Source organism: Micromonospora sp. CA-269861, assembly GCF_050948505.1.
Taxonomy (GTDB): Bacteria; Actinomycetota; Actinomycetes; order Mycobacteriales; family Micromonosporaceae; genus Micromonospora.
The window spans coordinates 1,339,094-1,356,524 of sequence record NZ_CP192014.1 but is presented as its reverse complement, the minus strand read 5'-3'; the positions used below and the strand labels follow the sequence as shown (position 1 = coordinate 1,356,524).

The 17,431-nt window shown below is 72.4% G+C and carries 22 protein-coding genes; 10 read left to right on the top strand and 12 right to left on the bottom strand.

Going from position 1 to position 17,431, the window contains the following annotated elements; genetic code table 11:
- Positions 1 to 24 precede the first annotated feature (24 nt).
- The 5 genes from ACQP0U_RS06275 to ACQP0U_RS06255 form a co-directional block, all read right to left on the bottom strand.
- The gene (locus tag ACQP0U_RS06275; RefSeq protein WP_433316584.1) at positions 25 to 1,029 is read right to left on the bottom strand and encodes a methionine synthase; all 1,005 of its coding nucleotides are present in this window, start codon (positions 1,027 to 1,029) and stop codon (positions 25 to 27) included.
- Positions 1,030 to 1,066: 37 nt separating this feature from the next.
- Complete coding sequence (mnmA, locus tag ACQP0U_RS06270; protein ID WP_433316581.1) at positions 1,067 to 2,140, bottom strand: tRNA 2-thiouridine(34) synthase MnmA; 1,074 nt, start codon at positions 2,138 to 2,140, stop codon at positions 1,067 to 1,069.
- A 178-nt stretch (positions 2,141 to 2,318) separates the two neighbouring features.
- Positions 2,319 to 3,494 (bottom strand): cysteine desulfurase family protein, encoded by a 1,176-nt coding sequence (locus ACQP0U_RS06265; RefSeq protein WP_433316579.1) that lies wholly within the window; start codon positions 3,492 to 3,494, stop codon positions 2,319 to 2,321.
- A gap of 93 nt (positions 3,495 to 3,587) precedes the next feature.
- Positions 3,588 to 4,241 (bottom strand): class F sortase, encoded by a 654-nt coding sequence (locus ACQP0U_RS06260; protein WP_433316577.1) that lies wholly within the window; start codon positions 4,239 to 4,241, stop codon positions 3,588 to 3,590.
- Positions 4,238 to 5,068, bottom strand: coding sequence for a DUF4397 domain-containing protein (locus ACQP0U_RS06255; protein WP_433316575.1), 831 nt, complete (start codon positions 5,066 to 5,068; stop codon positions 4,238 to 4,240). Before ACQP0U_RS06255 ends, ACQP0U_RS06260 begins: the two co-directional genes overlap by 4 nt.
- A gap of 230 nt (positions 5,069 to 5,298) precedes the next feature.
- On the opposite strand from ACQP0U_RS06255, the gene ACQP0U_RS06250 reads away from it, so the two are divergent.
- Together ACQP0U_RS06250 and ACQP0U_RS06245 are read left to right on the top strand one after the other, a co-directional pair.
- A complete protein-coding gene (locus tag ACQP0U_RS06250) occupies positions 5,299 to 5,901 on the top strand; it encodes an RNA polymerase sigma factor (protein WP_433316573.1) in 603 nt (200 codons plus the stop codon).
- Positions 5,855 to 6,577 (top strand): anti-sigma factor, encoded by a 723-nt coding sequence (locus ACQP0U_RS06245; RefSeq protein WP_433316571.1) that lies wholly within the window; start codon positions 5,855 to 5,857, stop codon positions 6,575 to 6,577. The genes ACQP0U_RS06250 and ACQP0U_RS06245 overlap by 47 nt, the downstream gene beginning before the upstream one ends.
- Positions 6,578 to 6,670: 93 nt before the next feature.
- Here the strand turns inward: ACQP0U_RS06245 and ACQP0U_RS06240 are convergent, their stop codons facing one another.
- The 4 genes from ACQP0U_RS06240 to ACQP0U_RS06225 all read right to left on the bottom strand — a co-directional run bounded on the left by ACQP0U_RS06240 (position 6,671) and on the right by ACQP0U_RS06225 (position 9,820).
- Positions 6,671 to 7,630: an electron transfer flavoprotein subunit alpha/FixB family protein gene (locus tag ACQP0U_RS06240; protein ID WP_387167849.1), complete on the bottom strand. Its 960-nt coding sequence runs from the start codon at positions 7,628 to 7,630 to the stop codon at positions 6,671 to 6,673.
- Positions 7,631 to 7,645: 15 nt separating this feature from the next.
- Positions 7,646 to 8,425 (bottom strand): electron transfer flavoprotein subunit beta/FixA family protein, encoded by a 780-nt coding sequence (locus tag ACQP0U_RS06235; RefSeq protein WP_433316569.1) that lies wholly within the window; start codon positions 8,423 to 8,425, stop codon positions 7,646 to 7,648.
- 187 nt (positions 8,426 to 8,612) lie between these two features.
- Positions 8,613 to 9,026 (bottom strand): hypothetical protein, encoded by a 414-nt coding sequence (locus tag ACQP0U_RS06230; protein WP_433316567.1) that lies wholly within the window; start codon positions 9,024 to 9,026, stop codon positions 8,613 to 8,615.
- Complete coding sequence (locus ACQP0U_RS06225; RefSeq protein WP_433316565.1) at positions 9,023 to 9,820, bottom strand: GNAT family N-acetyltransferase; 798 nt, start codon at positions 9,818 to 9,820, stop codon at positions 9,023 to 9,025. Before ACQP0U_RS06225 ends, ACQP0U_RS06230 begins: the two co-directional genes overlap by 4 nt.
- Positions 9,821 to 9,862: 42 nt before the next feature.
- Here ACQP0U_RS06225 and ACQP0U_RS06220 point away from each other — a divergent pair, with 42 nt between their 5' ends.
- From ACQP0U_RS06220 to ACQP0U_RS06210, 3 genes are read left to right on the top strand one after another with little or no spacing between them, the layout of a single operon-like run.
- Positions 9,863 to 10,255 (top strand): YidH family protein, encoded by a 393-nt coding sequence (locus ACQP0U_RS06220; protein WP_433316564.1) that lies wholly within the window; start codon positions 9,863 to 9,865, stop codon positions 10,253 to 10,255.
- Positions 10,252 to 10,557, top strand: coding sequence for a DUF202 domain-containing protein (locus ACQP0U_RS06215; RefSeq protein ID WP_433316562.1), 306 nt, complete (start codon positions 10,252 to 10,254; stop codon positions 10,555 to 10,557). The genes ACQP0U_RS06220 and ACQP0U_RS06215 overlap by 4 nt, the downstream gene beginning before the upstream one ends.
- Before the next feature lie 27 nt (positions 10,558 to 10,584).
- Complete coding sequence (locus tag ACQP0U_RS06210; RefSeq protein ID WP_433316560.1) at positions 10,585 to 11,001, top strand: PLD nuclease N-terminal domain-containing protein; 417 nt, start codon at positions 10,585 to 10,587, stop codon at positions 10,999 to 11,001.
- Between the two features lie 48 nt (positions 11,002 to 11,049).
- Here the strand turns inward: ACQP0U_RS06210 and ACQP0U_RS06205 are convergent, their stop codons facing one another.
- Positions 11,050 to 12,672: an acetolactate synthase gene (locus ACQP0U_RS06205; protein ID WP_433316556.1), complete on the bottom strand. Its 1,623-nt coding sequence runs from the start codon at positions 12,670 to 12,672 to the stop codon at positions 11,050 to 11,052.
- A gap of 89 nt (positions 12,673 to 12,761) precedes the next feature.
- Positions 12,762 to 13,535 carry an enoyl-CoA hydratase/isomerase family protein gene (locus tag ACQP0U_RS06200; RefSeq protein ID WP_433316555.1) on the bottom strand — a complete coding sequence of 258 codons (774 nt, stop codon included), beginning with the start codon at positions 13,533 to 13,535 and terminating at the stop codon, positions 12,762 to 12,764.
- A gap of 98 nt (positions 13,536 to 13,633) precedes the next feature.
- On the opposite strand from ACQP0U_RS06200, the gene ACQP0U_RS06195 reads away from it, so the two are divergent.
- The 4 genes from ACQP0U_RS06195 (at position 13,634) to ACQP0U_RS06180 (ending at position 15,844) form a co-directional block, all read left to right on the top strand.
- Complete coding sequence (locus ACQP0U_RS06195) at positions 13,634 to 14,113, top strand: DUF6232 family protein (protein WP_433316554.1); 480 nt, start codon at positions 13,634 to 13,636, stop codon at positions 14,111 to 14,113.
- 95 nt (positions 14,114 to 14,208) lie between these two features.
- Entirely contained in the window at positions 14,209 to 14,691 is a 483-nt protein-coding gene (locus ACQP0U_RS06190; protein WP_433316552.1) for a DUF6232 family protein, read from the top strand.
- Positions 14,688 to 15,068 carry a hypothetical protein gene (locus ACQP0U_RS06185; RefSeq protein WP_433316551.1) on the top strand — a complete coding sequence of 127 codons (381 nt, stop codon included), beginning with the start codon at positions 14,688 to 14,690 and terminating at the stop codon, positions 15,066 to 15,068. The genes ACQP0U_RS06190 and ACQP0U_RS06185 overlap by 4 nt, the downstream gene beginning before the upstream one ends.
- A gap of 47 nt (positions 15,069 to 15,115) precedes the next feature.
- Positions 15,116 to 15,844, top strand: a complete 729-nt coding sequence (locus ACQP0U_RS06180) for a hypothetical protein (RefSeq protein WP_433316549.1) — start codon at positions 15,116 to 15,118, stop codon at positions 15,842 to 15,844.
- A 24-nt stretch (positions 15,845 to 15,868) separates the two neighbouring features.
- Here ACQP0U_RS06180 and ACQP0U_RS06175 read toward each other — a convergent pair whose 3' ends face one another.
- Positions 15,869 to 16,327, bottom strand: a complete 459-nt coding sequence (locus tag ACQP0U_RS06175) for a rhodanese-like domain-containing protein (protein WP_433316547.1) — start codon at positions 16,325 to 16,327, stop codon at positions 15,869 to 15,871.
- A gap of 166 nt (positions 16,328 to 16,493) precedes the next feature.
- Here ACQP0U_RS06175 and ACQP0U_RS06170 point away from each other — a divergent pair, with 166 nt between their 5' ends.
- Positions 16,494 to 17,426: a helix-turn-helix domain-containing protein gene (locus ACQP0U_RS06170; protein ID WP_433320649.1), complete on the top strand. Its 933-nt coding sequence runs from the start codon at positions 16,494 to 16,496 to the stop codon at positions 17,424 to 17,426.
- Positions 17,427 to 17,431: the final 5 nt, after the last annotated feature.

Here is a 17,431-nt window from a genome sequence, read left to right as displayed (position 1 = left end):
GCCCACCAGGTACGACAGGAAACCTCAGTCCTCGGCGAAGCGCCGACCGGCGTCCCGGCACGCGGCGAGCACCGCTCGGGCGTACTGCGGGGTCGCGCCGGCGAGGCCACAGGCCGGGGTGACCACCACCTGCTCGGCGAGTTGCCGACGGGGAAAGCCGAGGCGGTCCCAGAGCTGGCGTACCCGATCGGCGATCTGTGCGGAGGTCGGCGCGCCACCGGCCGACGGCGGCCGGGTCGGCGCGGCCCCGGCCAGCAACCCGAGGCCGGCGTCGAGCGCCTCACCCAGCGGGTCGAGCTTGGTGACGAGGTCCAGGTCGAGGGCGACCGCGACGGCGCCGGTGGAGCGGATCAGCTCCAGCGGCACGTCCGGGGCGCAGCAGTGTACGAGCGTCGGCACGCCGACCGTCTCGACGATCGTGCGCAGCAGGGCGGCGGCGTCCACCGAGTCGACCGCCCGGTACGCGCCCAGCCCGCTCTCGGTCGGCACCCGCCCGGCCAGCACTGTCGGCAGTGACGGTTCGTCCAGTTGCAGCAGCACCGACGCCTGGGGCAACCGCCGGGCGACCGCCGCGACGTGCCCGCGCAACCCCTCGGCGAGGGAGCCGTTCAGGTCACGGACCGCACCGGGATCGCGCAGCAGTCGGCCACCGATCGGCAACTCCAGGGAGGCGGCCAGCGTGAGCGGGCCGGCGGCCTGCACCTTGATCGGTCCGGCGTACCCCTCGGCCTGCTCGGCGAGCTGGTCCAGGTCGCGTTCCATCAGGTCGCGGGCCCGGCGCAGGTCGCGGCCCGGACGTGGGGCGACCCGCCACCGCCCCGCGTACACCTCGACGGGCAGTTCGACGAGCAGCCCGGCAGACCGGCCGATTATGTCGGCGCCGGGGCCACGGGCTGGCAGCTCGGGCAGGTGGGGCAGCTCGGGAAGCTCACCGAGGACCACCCGCTGAGCCTCGCCGATGTCGGTGCCGGGCAGCGAACCAATTCCGGTTGCCGCGCCGGCCGGCCAGGGCCACGCCTGATCTGTCACGGGCGAAGGCTATCCCGCGAACACCCGGGCCGTGCGGTCAGCCGGTGATGGTCGCGGAGCCGAGGACCACGTCGCCGGCCGGGTCCGGGCGGTACGCCACCACGGCCTGACCGGCGGCGACGCCGCGTACCGGTCGGCGCAGCTCGGCGTGCAGCCGGTCACCGTCGAGGGCGACGGTCGCCGGCACCACGTCGCCGTGCGCGCGCAACTGCACCTCGCACTCGACCGGCGCGTCCGGACGTGCGCCGCCGGTCCAGACCGGGCGTACGGCGTGCACGTCGGACACCTCCAGGGCCTCGGCCGGGCCGACAGTCACCGTGTTGGTCTTCGGGGTGATGGAGAGCACGTAGCGGGGTCGGCCGTCCGGGGCGGGCCGGTCCAGGTGCAGGCCGCGACGCTGCCCCACCGTGTACGCGTACGCGCCGCTGTGACTGCCGACGACCGCGCCGGTGGACGCGTCCACCACGTCGCCGGGCGCCTCGCCGAGCCGGCCGGCCAGGAAGCCGCGGGTGTCCCCGTCGGCGATGAAGCAGATGTCGTGCGAGTCGGGCTTGTCGGCCACCGCCAGGCCACGGTCGGCGGCCTCCGCCCGGACCTGCGCCTTGGTCGAGTCACCGAGCGGGAAGATCGACCGGTCGAGCTGCTCGCGGGTGAGCACGGCGAGCACGTAGGACTGGTCCTTGGCCAGGTCGACGCTGCGTCGCAGCAGCCCGTCCGCGCCGAGGCGGGCGTGGTGCCCGGTCACCACCGCGTCGAAGCCCAGGGCAACCGCCCGGTCCAGCACCGCCGCGAACTTGATCTTCTCGTTGCAGCGCAGGCAGGGGTTCGGTGTACGGCCGGCGGCGTACTCGGCGACGAAGTCGTCGACCACGTCCTCGTGGAAGCGGTCGGCCATGTCCCACACGTAGAACGGGATGCCGATCACGTCGGCCGCCCGCCGGGCGTCCCGGGAATCCTCAAGGGTGCAGCAGCCGCGCGCCCCGGTCCGATAGGTCTGTGGGTTGCGGGCCAGCGCCAGGTGCACGCCTGTCACGTCATGCCCGGCCGCCACCGCCCGCGCCGCCGCCACGGCCGAGTCAACCCCGCCCGACATCGCCGCCAGAACCCTCACCGACGCACTCCCTTCCCGGTCCCCACGACAACCCTATCCACCAGCCCGGAAAACCCCCCGAACCCGTGCCCCGCACCACCCGCCCCACCCACGCGATCTTGCACTTTCCGCGGCGACATATGCCGCGTAAGACGCGAACGGGCAACCTAAGCCGCAAGATCGCGGGGATGGGTCCGGGTCAGCGGGGGTTGCGGAGGGCTGCGGCTCGGCGGGCTCGGTCCACCGCTGCCGGGAGGGCCGCGATCAGGGCGTCGATGTCGGCCTGGGTGCTGGTGTGGCCCAGGGTGAAGCGCAGGGAGGACCGGGCGCGGTCGTCGTCGGCGCCCATCGCGAGCAGCACATGTGAGGGCTGGGCCACGCCGGCCGAGCAGGCGGAACCTGTCGAGCAGGCGATCCCCTGCGCGTCGAGCAGGAGCAGCAGAGCGTCGCCCTCGCAGCCGGGGAAGGAGAAGTGCGCGTTGCCGGGCAGCCGGTCGGTCGGGTCGCCGTTGTAGATCACCTCGGGCACCGCCTGACGAACCCGCTCGATCAGGTCGTCGCGCAGCGCGGCCACCCGGGCCGCGTACTCCTGCTGGCCCTTCACTGCCGTCTCCACGGCGACCGCGAAGGCGACGATGCCGGCGGTGTCCAGGGTGCCGGATCGGATGTCGCGTTCCTGGCCGCCGCCGTGCAGCAGCGGCGTGGCCGGCACGTCCCGGGCGAGCAGCAGCGCGCCCACCCCGGTCGGGCCGCCCAACTTGTGCCCGGTGACGGTCAGCGCGGCGACGCCGCTGGCGCCGAAGTCGACGGGCACCTGACCGACCGCCTGGATGGCGTCGGTGTGGAAGGGCACACCGTGTTCGGCGGCGACGGCGGCCAGCTCGGCCACCGGCTGGACGGTGCCCACCTCGTTGTTCGCCCACATCGCGGTGACCACTGCCACCTGGTCGGCGTGCGCGGCCAACTCGGCGCGCAGAGCCTGCGGGTCGAGTCGGCCGACGGCGTCCACCGGCAGCCAGCCGACCTCGGCGCCCTCGTGTTGGGCCAGCCAGTCGACCGCGTCCAGCACGGCGTGGTGCTCGACGGCGCTGGAGACCACCCGACGCCGGTCCGGGGCGGCGCCCCGGCGGGCCCAGAAGATGCCCTTGACCGCGAGGTTGTCGCTCTCTGTGCCACCACCGGTGAAGATCACCTCAGAGGGCCGGGCGCCCAGCACCGCGGCCACCCGCTCACGGGACTCTTCGACCCGGCGGCGGGCACGGCGGCCCGCCGCGTGCAGGGAGGACGCGTTGCCGACCTCGCGGGCGGTAGCGACGTACGCCTCCAGTGCCTCGTCGAGCATCGGAGTCGTCGCCGCGTGATCCAGGTAAGCCATCGCCGTTCAGCGTACGGCTGACACCTTGGGGACCGGATGCCGGAGGGGACCGCGCGCACTGGGCCGGGGGTGGAGTCCCCACCCCCGGCCCGGTCAGGCGGGTACCGCGGTGACGACGATGTTGTCGCGGTACTTGCGCGCCTTGGCGTCGAACGGCCCACCACAGGTGATCAGGGTCAGCCGCGGCCTGCCGTCGCGGGCGAAGTACCGGTCCAGCGGGATCCTCGTCTTGGCGTACTCCTCGCGGGCGACGACCCGGTAGCGCCGAGCCTCGCCGTCGCTGCCGGTAGCGGTCAGCGTGTCGCCCTGGTCCAGTTCCCGCAGTCGGAAGAACGCGCCCTTGCCCTGCTTGGCGCTGTCCACGTGACCGGCGATGACCACCGAGCCGGCGTCCGCCTCCAGGCCGGGGCCGTAGCGGTACCAGCCGATCTGGTCGACGCTCGGCGGCACCTCGAACTCGTTGGTCCGCTCGTTGATGCCTACCGCGTTGACGGTGGCGGTGACGTTGATCTCCGGGATCAGCAGCCGTACCGGCGGGATGGCCTTCGGGGCGGCGGGCAGCTCACCGGCGGTCACCGGCACGGACGGGCCGTTGCTGGCGGTCGGTGGGGCGCTGGCCAGCGTGCTGGCCTCCTCGGCGCCCACGGTCCCGGCCGGCTGGGCGGCGCACGCCACCAGGGCGGCGACGGTGAGCGCGGCAACGCCGGCGGCCAGGGCCGCCAGCGCGCCGCGGTTGCGCACCGTCACTTGCGGCCGGTCCGTGCGGTCGCCATCCGCACCCCACCGCCAAGCAGCAGGAGCACGCCGGCACCGGTGAGCACGTACCACCAGGTGTCCACGCCCGTGCCGGCCTGGCCGCCGTCACCGCTGGGCACGCCGCCCGGGGCAGAGTGCAGGCCGGTGATGGTCTGGGCCACCACGTCGAGGGTCTTGCCCTCGGCGGAGCCGATCGCGTAGACGATCGTGGCGGTGCCCTCCTTGAGGTTGAGGTCCGCCGGGCCGATGGCCACGGTGTCGGTGCCGGCCAGCACCACGTCCGCCTTCACGTTGCCCGCGGCGACGTCGCCCTTGGCCTCGTTCGGGTTGGTGAGGTCCTCGAAGACCGGGGTGCCACCGGCGCGGACGTCGACCGCCGGGGCGGCGGCGGTGTGCCGGACGATCAGCCGGGCCTTGCCGGCGTCGACGTTTGAGACGTCGTTCACGAACGGGGTGATCTTCGGCTGGCCGGCGGCGTCGAGGTGAGCGGCGATGCTGATGTTCGCACCGCCCGGCACCGCGGCGTTGTCGACAGTGAGGATCGCGCTGCCGATCGGCTCACCCGGCTTGGTGAGCGCGATGTCGTAGTCGCCCTCCTCCAGGTTCAGCGGGCCGGCGACGTCGCCGGGCTTGAAGTTGTCGAGCGTCTTCTTCCCGTTGACGTAGACGTCGACAGGGGTGTCCGGGATGCCGTGCACGACGGAGACCTTCGACGTGGCGGCGTACGCGGGGCTGGCCGTGAACGCGCCGACGCCGGTGAAGGCCAGCGCGGCGACCGCGCCGCCCGCGGCGACCCGACGGAAGTACGAGAGCTGCATGTCTGCCTCCTGGTAGTTGGTGCTGATTCGTCAGGCCTGGCTTGCAGAACGGGTTACGCCAGCTCCCGGACGGGTGGATGCGCCCCGGAGGCACTTTTCTTTTCCGGCCCCACCTGCATCCGCAACGGGCTCGTGGAACGAAGAGCTGGTGAGATGACATCGATCGGGGAAGTGGGGCGGAGACTGTGGCAGCTACAGTCGGGCATGCCCCATCGAAGGCGAGCCGCCCGATGACGGCGCTACGACAGGAACCGGACCCTCCGGTGGACGACCTCGACCGCAGGTTCCTCGCCGGCGACGACGTGGCGCTGCGCGAGGCGTACGACCGCTACGGTCGTGCGGTGCTCCACCTGGCCACGTCCATGCTGGCGAACCGCAGCGACGCCGAGGACGTCACCCAGGCGACGTTCGTCGCCGCCTGGCTGGGTCGCGACACGTTCGACCCGGCCAAGGGGTCGTTGATCGGGTGGTTGCTCGGCATCGGCCGGCGGAAGGTGATCGACCGGATGCGCGCCTCGGCCCGGGAGACCCGGGTGGTGGAGACGGTCCGGCAGTTGCCCGAAGCGGCGCCTACCGACCCGGACCCGGACCGCGTGGTGGACCGGTTGGTGATCGCCGACGAGCTGGCTCGACTCCCGGACGACCAGCGACGGATGCTGGAGTTGGCCTTCTACGACGACCTGACGCACCAGCAGATAGCCACTGTGACAGGCGTGCCGTTGGGCACTGTGAAAAGTCACATCCGACGCGGCATGGCGAGCTTGAAACGCAGATGGGAGGTGGACGGTGCAGCACCTGGACCACGACCGGCTGGTATTTCTGGCGCTCGGTGAGAGCGAGGCGGACAACGGGGAGAGCACCCACCTCGGCACCTGCGCGCACTGCCGTACGGAGTTGGTGACCCTTGAGCGGGTGGCAGGGCTCGGCACCGAGACGCAGGGTCTGGCTGACCTGCCCGACCCGCCGGAGCACCTCTGGCAAGGCATCGAAGCCCAGGTCAGAGCTGCGGAGGCCGAGTCGACGGTGACCCGACTGGACCCGGCGCGACGATCCCGCCGGGGTCGGGGCTGGTCCCGTTGGGCGGCCACCGCGGTGACCGCGGCCGCCGCCGCGGCGGTCGGCGTGGTGGGCACCGTCTCCGTGCTCCGCCCTGACGATCCGACGCCCACCCCGACGCCGGTGGTGGTGGCGAGCGCGCCGTTGGCGGCGTACGGGGCGACGCCGCCGACGGCCAAGGGTGACGCCCGGGTTCTCCAGGACGGCCAACTACATCTGCATGTGGCGAATCTCCCGAGCGTCCCGGGGTACTACGAGGTCTGGCTCATCAATCCGACGACGATGGAGATGTTCTCGATCGGCACCCTGGGGGGCGACCCGGACGCCCTGCTGCCCCTGCCCCCGAATGTCGATCTCAAGAGCTACTCGGTGGTCGACGTCTCCGCCGAGCAGTACGACAACAACACCCGCCACTCCGGCGACAGCCTGCTGAGGGGCACCCTGACGGGCTGATCGGCGGGCCGGTTCAGCTCCCCGGCTCGCCGATCAGCTCCCAACACGGCAGTGGCCGCCCGTTGAACGGGCGGCCACTGTCCTGTCGCAGTGTCACTTGCGCTTGCGGATCTCCTCGGCGGCCTGCGGGACGATCTTGAACAGGTCGCCGACCACACCGAAGTCGGCCAGCTCGAAGATCGGCGCCTCGCCGTCCTTGTTGACCGCGACGATGGTCTTCGAGGTCTGCATGCCGGCCCGGTGCTGGATGGCACCGGAGATGCCGAGCGCGACGTAGAGCTGCGGGGAAACCGTCTTGCCGGTCTGGCCCACCTGGAACTGGTGCGGGTAGAAGCCGGAGTCGACGGCCGCGCGGGACGCGCCGACGGCACCGCCGAGCAGGTCGGCCAGCTCCTCGACCAGCTTGAAGTTGTCGGCGTTGCCGACGCCCCGGCCGCCGGAGACGACCACGCCGGCCTCGGTCAGCTCAGGGCGGGAGCCCTTCTGCTCGGCGACCCGCTCGACGACCTTGGCCAGCTTGTCGGTGTCGGTGACCGACACGCTGAGCTGCTCGATCGCCGGGGTGGCCGCCGCCGGGGCGGGGGTGACCGAGTTGGGCCGGACGGTGACCAGCGGCAGGCCCTTGGTGACCTTGGACTTGACGATCGTGGAGCCGGCGAAGGCGACCTGGGTCGCGGTGCCGTCGGCGTCCAGGCCGACCACGTCGGTCAGGATGCCGTTGTCGAGCTTGACGGCGAGCCGGGCGGCGATCTCCTTGCCCTCCTGCGCCGACGCCAGCAGCACGGCGGCCGGCTGCACCCGCTTGACCAACTCGGCCAGCACTGTCGCCTTGGGTGCCACCAGGTAACCGTCGATCTCGTCACCCTCGGCGGCGTAGATCTTCTCTGCGCCGTACTCGCCCAGCTTGCCGCTCAGCGCCTCGGCGGCGCCGGCGCCGCCGAGCACCACCGCGCTCGGGGTGCCCAGCTCACGCGCGAGGGTGAGCATTTCCAGGGTGACCTTCTTGACGCCGAATTCCTTGGTGGCTTCGACGACGACGAGAACCTCAGACATGTCAGAACCCCCCTCTCACACGAACTTCTCGGTGGCGAGGAACTCGACGAGCTTGACGCCGCCCTCGCCCTCATCAGTGATCTTGGCGCCGCCGGAGCGCGGGGGGCGCTTGGTGTGCTCGACGACGGCGCTGGTCGCGCCGTCGAAGCCCACCTCGTCGGCCGCGACCCCGAGGTCGGCCAGCGAGAACGTCTGCACCGGCTTCTTCTTGGCGGCCATGATGCCCTTGAAGGAGGGGTAGCGCGGCTCGTTGATCGTGTCCCAGACGGAGACCACTGCCGGGGTGGAGGCGGTGACTACCTCGTAGCCCTCCTCGGTCTGCCGCTCGACGGTCAGCGTCGCGCCGTCGACGGTGAGCTTGCGGGCGCCGGTGAGCGCCGCGACGCCCAGCCGCTCGGCGATCATGTGCGGCATGACCTGGACCCGGCCGTCGGTGGACTCGGCACCGCAGATGACCAGGTCGGCATTGAGCTGACCGAGCGCGGCGGCGAGCACCTTCGAGGTGGCGACGGCGCACGAGCCGTGCAGGGCGTCGTCCAGCACGTGCACGGCCTTGTCCGGGCCCATGGAGAGCGCCTTGCGGATCGACTCGGTCGCCCGGTCCGGACCCATGGTCAGGATGGTGACCTCGCCGCCGTGCGCCTCCTTGATCTTCAGCGCCTCCTCGATGGCGTACTCGTCCATCTCGTTGATCACGTTGTTCGCCGAACCGCGGTCGACGGTGTTGTCGTCATTGCGCAGGTTGCGGTCCGCGCCCGAATCAGGCACCTGCTTGACGAGTACGACGATATTCATCGCGCTTCGACGACCCTCCTGTGTGGTGATGCGATTCGCTCGCCCGGTCTGGGGCGCAGCGTCGCGCGTCGGTCGACGCCAGGTCAACCGAGGGCGGTTGTGCAGTTGCCCACGGCGCAATGTTACCTGCCAGTAGGTTGCGCTCCCGCAGCACTCAGAGTGACACAGCTCACCGACGTGCGGCCGGTCAGGCCGGCTCGGCCAACGCGACCCGGATCTGGTCGATGGCTGCCGCCTCGGCGGGCGCCACCCCGTCGTGCGCCCGGGCCACCCGATCCGCCGCCGCCAACACCAGCTCGCGGTACGCGGCCACGTCCCGTGGGGACTTCTCGCGCAGGATCCGCACCGCCCGCCCCAGCGCCGGCAGCACCACCGACTCGATCTCCAGCTGCGAGTCCCGGGGAAGTCGCGGCAGCGGGCCGGTGGTCAGCGCCTCCTTGACCGTGCCACTGGCGTCGGCCAGCGCACCGGACGCGGCGATGCTCTCCCGGATCACCCCGAGGACGCCCGGATCGGCGTTGGAGACCAGGAAGACTGCGCCGAAGGCGCCGGTCTTGAGGGTCAGCCGCTCCTCGTCCGTCAACCGCTGCTCCATGATCACGGAGTGTAGACGTACGGGGTGGTCGTGGTGATCGGGACGAGGCCGAGTCGCTCCAGGATCGGCCGGCTGTCCTCGGACGCGTCGACCTGCAACAGCGTCCGGCCCCGGGTGTCGGCCAGCCGGGCCCGGTAGGTGACGAGCGCCCGGTAGATGCCCTTGCGACGCCACTGCGGCAGGGTGGACCCACCCCAGAGGGTGGCGAAGCCGGTGTTCGCCGGGAAGCGCACCCAGCCGGCGCTCACCACGGTCCCGTCCGCCTCGGCCACCACCACGGTGATCGAGTGCGGGTCGGCGTCGATCTCCTTGGCCAGGCCCCACACCAGGTGCGAGCGGTCCTCCTGCCAGACCTCCTCCTCCATGGCGGCGATCCGCTCCAGATCCTCCCGGGCGGTCACCTCACGCAGGCGTACCCCCTCGGGGGCGACCGGCAGCGCGGCGGCCAGCGGCGCGACCGGGCCGACCACGACGGTCTCCCGGTCCTCCGGCACGAAGCCGGCGGCGCGCAGGCGGTCCGCCAGGTCCGCCGGTTCGTCGTGCTCGTTGAGCTTCCACTCGACCGACTGGCCGCGCTCGCGGAACAGCTGCACCTGCCGGGCGATCAGCTCGTCCAGCGCGTCACCTGTCAACCCGCCCAGGTCGCGGTAGGTGAGGAACCCTCCCGCGTCGAGCCCGAGGATCCGGACCAACGGGCCGTCCCGCTCCACCGTGACCCCGGCCGGGACCGGGTCGGGGATCTCCGGGCGGAGTTGGTTGTCGTAGGCGGTCCGCAGCGTCTGTACGTCGAGATCAGTCACCGGCCCAGGCTAAGCGGGATGGGAAGCGGATAATCTCCCACTGTGTGGGAGGCGATCAGGCGGTGGTTCGACCCGGCCGAGCTGGGCTCGGTCGGTGAGACGCCGGACTACCGGTTCTCCCTGGCCAACGAACGGACCTTCCTCGCCTGGCTGCGCACTGGGTTGGCGCTTGTCGGTGGCGGGTTGGCCGCCGCCCAGTTCCTGCCACCCCTGCCGATGAGCCACCTGCGCGAGGTGATCGCGGTGGCGTTGCTGCTGCTCGGCGCGGCTGTCGCGATCCGCGCGGTGGACCACTGGGCGCGCACCGAACGGGCCATCCGGCTCGGTCGGGAACTGCCCGCGTCCCGGTTCCCCGCCATCCTGGCCCTCGCCGTCGGCGTCGGCGCGTTGCTGCTGGTGGTCGCCGTCCTGATGCGGGCGGTCGGCGGGCGGTGAGCACCGGACGCGATCCGGGGCTGCAACCGGAGCGGACCCGGCTGGCCTGGCGGCGCACCCTGCTCACGGTGACACTGGTGACCGCGCTCGCCGTCCGGTTGGCGTCGACGGGCGACCCGACCGGCGCGTTGATCGCCGGTGGGGCCGTGCTGGTGTGGGGCGCCCTGCTGGTGCTCTGCTGGCCCCGTGGCACCGGCACCGGCCCGGCCCGCACCGGCGGCCGGACGCTGCCCCTGGTCATGGTGGGTACTGTGGTGCTGGCGTTACTGGGAGTGCTGCTGGTGCTCCGCGGACTGTGGTGACGGGATTCGGTGAGCCATGATGGGTGCATGGCCCGGCTTGGCGTACTCCTCTTCCTGGTGCAGATCGTCCTCGCGGTCTGCGCACTGATCAGCTGTCTCTCCGCCGAGGAGGGCCAGATCCGCTCCCTACCCCGGATCGCCTGGGTGCTGATCATCCTGTTCTTCCCGCTGGTCGGCTCGATCGCCTGGTTCGTCGCCGGCCGGCAGCCCAACCCTGGCGCCCGCAAGGGCTGGCCGGGCGGCCCCGGCGGCGTCGAGCGGCAGCGCCCCCGGCCGGTGGCCCCCGACGACGATCCGGAGTTCCTGCGCTCCGTTCAGGAACGCGCCCAGCAGCAGGACCAGGAGCTGTTCAGCCGCTGGGAGGAAGACCTGCGTCGGCGCGAGGACGACCTGCGCCGCCGCGACGGTGAGCCGCCGCGTGAGGGTGACCGACCCGAGGTCTGAACGCGCCACCGCCGCCGGCGCGGGTGCGACGGCGGCGGTGGGTGCGACTCAGGCCAGGTTCGACGACCGGGGGTACGCGTCGGTCGGGTCGGTGAGCACGTTCACCAGGTACGGCACTCCGGAGTCGAACGCCCGCTGGAGCGCGGGGCCCAGGTCGGCCGCCTTGGCGACCGTCTCCCCCGCTCCGCCGAGCGCGCTGACCACCGTGTCGTACCGCAGCTCCGGCTGGAGGTCGGCGGCCACGTCGTAGCCGTACATGGCCCGCATCGGGTGCTTCTCCAGCCCCCAGATGCCGTTGTTGCCGACGACGATCACCACCGGCAGCTTCTGGCGGACCAGCGACTCGACGTCCATCAGCGAGAAGCCGGCCGCGCCGTCGCCCATCAGCACACAGATCTGCCGGTCCGGGTGACTGACCCGGGCGCCCATCGCGTAACCCATGCCGGTGCCCAGGCAGCCGTACGGGCCCGGGTCCAGCCAGGTGCCGGGCTGGGCCGGCTCCAGGTACCGCCCGGCGTACGACACGAAGTCGCCGCCGTCGCCGATCGTGATCGCGTCCGGGGCGAGCACCCGACGCAGCTCACCGTAGATCCGGGCCGGGCGGATCGGGTCGGTCTCGGCGGCCATCTCCGCGGCGTCCCGAGCCTTCGCGGCGTCCTCGGCAACGCGCAGGTCGGCGATCCAGTCGGCGTGGTCGGCCCGGTCACCGGAGTGGTCGGCCAGCGCGGAGAGGATCAGACGCAGGTCGCCGGCGGGGGCGGCGGCCGGCTGCACGTGCGTCGCCCGCTGGCTCGGCGCGTCGACGATGTGCACCACCTTGGCGTCACCGAAGTCACCGAAGCTGAGCCGGAAGTCCAGCGGGGTGCCCACCACCACGACCACGTCGGCGCCGGAGAGCGCGGCCCGACGGGCCTTGGCGAACGCGAGCGGGTGCTCCGGCGGGAGCGAGCCGCGACCCATGCCGTTGGTGAAGACCGGCACCTGCAACGCCTCGGCCGCCTCGCGCAGGGCGGCGACCGCGTCGCCCGCGTACACGTCGGAGCCGGCGATGATGACCGGCCGCTGCGCCCCGGCGATGAGCAGCGCGGCGCGGCCGACCTCCTCCGGGTCCGGCGCGATCGGGTCGACACCCGTCACCGTGGGCACCTCGGCCTCGGCGACCGAGAAGACCGTCTCCAGTGGAAAGTCGAGGAAGGCCGGGCCGCGGTGCGGGGTCAGCGCGGCGTTCAGCGCGGCACCCACCGCACGCGGGATGTCGTCGGTGCTGAACACCGTCTCGGCGTGCTTGGTGACCGGGGCGACAAGCGGCAGGTGGTCCATCTCCTGGAGGCTGCCGGAGCCCCAGCGAAACGCGGGCGCACGGCCACCGAGCACCAGCACCGGCGAGGCGTTGAAGAACGCGCTGGTCATGCCGGAGATGCCGTTGGTGACACCGGGCCCGGCGGTGAGCACGGCGAGGCCAGGACGGCGCTGGAGCTTGGCCACCGCCTCGGCGGCGAAGACCGCGGACTGCTCGTGCCGGACGTCGTAGATCGGGAAGTCGGTCTTGTACGCGGCGTCGTAGAGCGGGAAGACGTGCCCGCCGGACAGCGTGAACATCTCCCGTACACCGTGCGCGCGTAGTGCCGCGAGCGCCAACTCGCCGCCGTGACCCTCGATCCGCTCCGTCATGTCGCTCCCATCGTCCGTGGCCGGGATCACAGGTTACCGGCCGGTCACTTGACCGTCCGATGGTGGTCCCGGCCAGCGGACGCCACCGGTCAGCGGCCGGTGAACCCCGGCTTGCGCTTCTCGACGAAGGCCGCCATGCCCTCGCGCCGGTCGTCGGTGGCGAACAGCGCCGCGAAGAGCTGACTCTCCCAGGCCAGGCCCGAGTTCAGGTCCATGTCCAGGCCGCCGTCGACCGCCAGCTTCGCCGCGCGCAGCGCCTGCACCGGCCCGGTGAGGTACGGAGTGATCAGCGCGACGGCCGTGTCGTACACCTCGGCGGCCGGGGCGATCCGGTCGGCCAGGCCGATCCGCAGCGCCTCCTGCGCGTCCACCATCCGACCCGACATGATCAGGTCCTTGGCGCGGGCCGGGCCGACCAGGCGGGCCAGCCGCTGGGTGCCGCCCGCACCCGGAATGATGCCCAGCTTGATCTCCGGCTGGCCGAGCTTGGCGTCCTCGGCGACCACCCGCCAGTCACAGGCCAACGCCAGCTCACAACCGCCACCGAGGGCGTACCCGGTGATCGCGGCGACCACCGGCTTGGGGATCCGGGCAATCGCGCCGAGCGCGCTGGACAGGTTCGCGGCCCGGTCGGCCATGTCCACGTAGGACATCTCGGCCATCTGCTTGATGTCCGCGCCGGCGGCGAAGACCTTCTCCCCGCCGTACACGATGACGGCGCGGACCTCGGGATCGGCGGTGGCCGCCGTGGCGGCGGCGCGCAACTCCTCCTGCACCTGGGTGTTGAGCGCGTTCATCGGCGGCCGCTCCAGCCGGATCGTGCCGATGCCGTCAGTGGTCTCCAGCCGAACGAACTCGCCCACGCTGCCCTCACTTCCTCGTCGAAGTCGCGTGCCAACCTTACGACCCGGCTCGTTTGGGTAAGTAGTGTGGTGTCAGCCCCGTGGGCGGGAGTCCAGCCATGATCACGTATTACGACGACAGGTTCGTGCAGGTCACCTCCAGCACCGTCCGCGTCGACGGTCGCAGCTATGCGCTGGCCGACATCACCATGATCTGGCACCGCCGTGGCACCCGTTCCTGGCGCGTGCTGGTGGGGCGGGGCGCGATCGGCGCGGCACTCGCCGGCCCCCTGGTCGCGGCGGTGCTCGGCATCGGCCTGGCCGTCTGGCTGCACCGCTCACCCACCGTGACGATCGCGATCGTCGGCGCGTCGGTGCTGGTCGGGCTGGCCGTCGGGCCGGTCGCCGACTTCCTCTTCGAACACCTGGACCGCTCGTACGCCCGGGGCAGCCGCCAACTGGAGATCTGGGCCCGTTGGCGGGGTCAGCCGGTGCGGCTGCTGCGCACCGGTGACGCGCTGCGCTTCGGGCAGATCTACCGGGCGGTGCAGCGCGCGGTCGAGCACAGCCAGCCGTCCCGCCCCGGCATCCGCCGCTAGCCGTTCACAGATCTTGGACAGTTTCCGTCAGCGCCTGACGGAAACCGTCCAAGATCGCCGAGGCCAGGGTTGCCTGCCGGTGGTTAGGCTTAGTGATGACCCTCTATTACCGGGACGACGCGGTGCAGGTGACCTCCGAGTCGATCCGGGCGGGCGGTCACGTGATCGCCCTGCCCGACGTGACGTTCGTCTGGCATGCACGGGGGCAGAAGACCCTTGCCGTACGCGGCCGCGTGCTGGGACGCGGTGTCCTGGTCCTCCTGCTCTCGCTGCCGCCGCTGGTCGCCGTGGTCTGCGTGCTGTCACTGGCCTGGTCGGCACAGGACCGGGGCAACTGGCAGCTGGCGCTGATCATTCTCGCCGCCTGCGCGGTGGGGGCGCTCGCGTTGGCGCCGTTTCTGGAGATCCCGCTCGGCTGGTTGGACCGCTCCTACGAGCGTGGCAGCCACGTGCACGAGCTGTGGGTACAGCACCACGGCCGGGAGGATCTGCTGGTGCGTACGCCGGACGCGCTACGGTTCGGGCAGATCTACCGGGCCGTGCAGCGTGCCGTCGAACAGCAGGGGGACCACCGATGACCACTCGCCGCCGCGAGGCCGTCGCCCTGGCCGGCCTGCTCGCCGCGGCCGGCGTCACCCACCTGGTACGCCCCGGTGTCTACGACCCGATCGTGCCGCGGGCGTTGCCCGGCCCGCCCCGATTCTGGACGTACGCCAGCGGGGTCGCCGAGCTGGCCGTGGCGGCGGCGGTGGCGCATCCGTCCACCCGGGGCGCCGGTGGTCGGGCGGCCGCCGCACTCTTCGTCGCCGTACTGCCGGCCAACGTGAAGATGGCGGTGGACTGGCGACACCGACGCCCGACGAAGCGGGCCATCGCGTACGGCCGGGTGCCGTTGCAGGTGCCGCTGATCTGGTGGGCGCTGCGGGTCGCCCGCGCCGGTCGACAGTCAGGCTGACCGGCTCCGTCGGGCGGTTGTGGCCCGGCCGACGCACACTTGATCCCATGGCGATTCCTCTCCCCACCCCGGCGGCCGTGGTCGGCCTGACCCGCTCGGCTCTCGACCAGGCGCTCGGCTCGGCCGTCTCGATGGCAGCCGTGCCCGCTCGCGCGTTCGCGGTGCTGGACGGGGTGGAGGCGCTGCTGGCCCGGATCAACGGCGTGGTCGACCGCATCGAGACGACCCTGGAGCGGACCGACCAGGTGCTCACCGACGCCGAGACGGCGGTCCGCGAGGTGGCCGTGATCAGCGCCGCCGCGACCACCGCCATCGACACGGCCACCGAGGTGGCGACCGCCGCCGCCGTGGTGGTCGCCGAGGCCGACCGGGTCTCCCGGGCGGCGGGCACGGTGGTCGCCGAGGCCGACCGGGTCGCGAGCCGCGCCGCCGTCACCGTGGGCACCGCGGCGGAGGCCGCCGCCGCGGCGGGCGAACTGCTGGCGGCGTACGAGCCGGCGCTGCGCCGGGCCGCGCCGATGGCCGGGCGGTTCGTCGAGGAGCTGAGCCACGAGGAGATCAGCGCGGCGATCCACCTGATCGACGAGTTGCCCAAGCTCAAGGAACACCTGACGGCCGACATCCTGCCGATCCTGGCCACGCTGGACCGGGTCGGGCCCGACCTGCACGACCTGCTCGACGTGACCCGCGACCTCAAGCTCGCCGTGGCCGGCATCCCGGGGCTGGGCATGCTGCGCCGACGCGGCGAGAAGCTCGCCGACGAGCCCGTCGGCTGAGCCCTCGCCCGCCTCCGCCGTGGATCAGCAGTCGCAGGTGATCGTCGTGGTGGGCGCGGTGAGGTCGTCGACCGGTCGCCGGGTCAGCCCGGCCTCCGTCACCACCGGCAGCCCCTCCCGCGCCCAGTACTCGAACCCGCCGAGCATCTCCTTCACCGGGTGACCGAGCCGGGCGAACTCCAGCGCCGCCCGGGTCGCGCCGTTGCAGCCCGGACCCCAGCAGTAGGTCACCACCGCCGAGCCCGGCGGGATCAGGTCCGCCGCCCGGGTCGCGATCTCGTCGGTGGGCAGGTGCACCGCGCCGGGGAGGTGCCCCTGCGCCCAGGCGGCCGCGCCCCGGGAGTCGACGACCACCAGACCCGGGGTACGGGCCGACAGGTCGGCGTGTACGTCACTGACGTCGGTCTCGACGCTGAGCCGATTGCGGAAGTAGGCGGCGGCGGTGGCCGGGTCGGCCGACGGTACGGCGAAGGTGAAGGTCATGCACCGATCCTCACCAGATCGTCGCCTCGGGACGAGCGGCGGGAACGCCGTCCTGCGCTAACATCCCGCCATGCCGATCCTGGCCACGACAACCGGCCCGCGCCCGCTGCCAGCGCCCCGACGACCGGCGGCCGCGCACCGGGTTGCCGTGCTCGCGTACCCGGGGATGTCGGTGTTCGAGACCGGCATCGTCACCGAGGTGTTCGGGCTGGCCCGGCCCGAGTTCGACGTCGACTGGTACGACCTGGTGATCTGCGCCGAGCAGCCGGGGCCGGTGCCGGTGGTCGGCGGAGCCAGCCTGCACACCCCGTACGGTCTGGCCGAGCTGGCGGCGGCGCGGACGGTGATCGTTCCCGGCGTGCCGGACGTGACCGCGGACCCGTCACCCGAACTGACAACCGCGCTGCGTCAGGCGCACCGGCGCGGTGCCCGCATAATGTCGATCTGCTCGGGCGCGTTCGCGCTGGCGGGCGCGGGGCTGCTGGACGGCCGACGGGCCACGACCCACTGGCGGTACGCGGAGCTGCTGGCGCGGCGCTACCCGCGGGTCGAGGTGGATGCGGACGTGCTCTACCTCGATGACGGTGATCTGCTCACCAGTGCCGGCAGCGCGGCCGGACTGGACCTCTGCGTGCACGTGATCCGGCGCGACCACGGTGCGGCGATCGCCAACGCGGTTGCCCGCCGGCTGGTGATCCCGCCGCACCGCGACGGCGGGCAGGCCCAGTTCGTCGAGGCGCCGGTGCCCGCCGACCCGGACGACGACCGGATCGCGAGCAGCATCGACTGGGCCCTCGCCCATCTCGCCGAGCCGTTGAGCGTGGCCCAGCTCGCCGGGCGGGCGCACATGTCGTCCCGCACCTACCTGCGACACTTCGCCCGAGCGACCGGGACCAGCCCGATCCGATGGCTGATCGACAAGCGGGTCCGCGCCAGCCTGGCCCTGCTGGAGGAGACGGACACCGCTGTCGAGCAGGTCGCCCGGGCGGTGGGCTTCGACACGCCGGTCACCTACCGCCACCACTTCGGCCGGGTCATGCTGACCTCACCGTCGGCGTACCGCCGGGCCTTCCGCACCGGCGCGGGCCAGCGGGCGTAACACGC

Bases quoted from the DNA above. Each gene is read 5' to 3' on its own strand.
- ACQP0U_RS06265 (WP_433316579.1), bottom strand. From the start codon at position 3,494: ATGGCTTACCTGGATCACGCGGCGACGACTCCGATGCTCGACGAGGCA.
- ACQP0U_RS06255 (WP_433316575.1), bottom strand. From the start codon at position 5,068: ATGCAGCTCTCGTACTTCCGTCGGGTCGCCGCGGGCGGCGCGGTCGCC.
- ACQP0U_RS06250 (WP_433316573.1), top strand. From the start codon at position 5,299: ATGACGGCGCTACGACAGGAACCGGACCCTCCGGTGGACGACCTCGAC.
- ACQP0U_RS06240 (WP_387167849.1), bottom strand. From the start codon at position 7,630: ATGTCTGAGGTTCTCGTCGTCGTCGAAGCCACCAAGGAATTCGGCGTC.
- ACQP0U_RS06235 (WP_433316569.1), bottom strand. From the start codon at position 8,425: ATGAATATCGTCGTACTCGTCAAGCAGGTGCCTGATTCGGGCGCGGAC.
- ACQP0U_RS06210 (WP_433316560.1), top strand. From the start codon at position 10,585: ATGGCCCGGCTTGGCGTACTCCTCTTCCTGGTGCAGATCGTCCTCGCG.
- ACQP0U_RS06205 (WP_433316556.1), bottom strand. From the start codon at position 12,672: ATGACGGAGCGGATCGAGGGTCACGGCGGCGAGTTGGCGCTCGCGGCA.
- ACQP0U_RS06195 (WP_433316554.1), top strand. From the start codon at position 13,634: ATGATCACGTATTACGACGACAGGTTCGTGCAGGTCACCTCCAGCACC.
- ACQP0U_RS06190 (WP_433316552.1), top strand. From the start codon at position 14,209: ATGACCCTCTATTACCGGGACGACGCGGTGCAGGTGACCTCCGAGTCG.
- ACQP0U_RS06185 (WP_433316551.1), top strand. From the start codon at position 14,688: ATGACCACTCGCCGCCGCGAGGCCGTCGCCCTGGCCGGCCTGCTCGCC.
- ACQP0U_RS06180 (WP_433316549.1), top strand. From the start codon at position 15,116: ATGGCGATTCCTCTCCCCACCCCGGCGGCCGTGGTCGGCCTGACCCGC.
- ACQP0U_RS06175 (WP_433316547.1), bottom strand. From the start codon at position 16,327: ATGACCTTCACCTTCGCCGTACCGTCGGCCGACCCGGCCACCGCCGCC.
- ACQP0U_RS06170 (WP_433320649.1), top strand. From the start codon at position 16,494: ATGTCGGTGTTCGAGACCGGCATCGTCACCGAGGTGTTCGGGCTGGCC.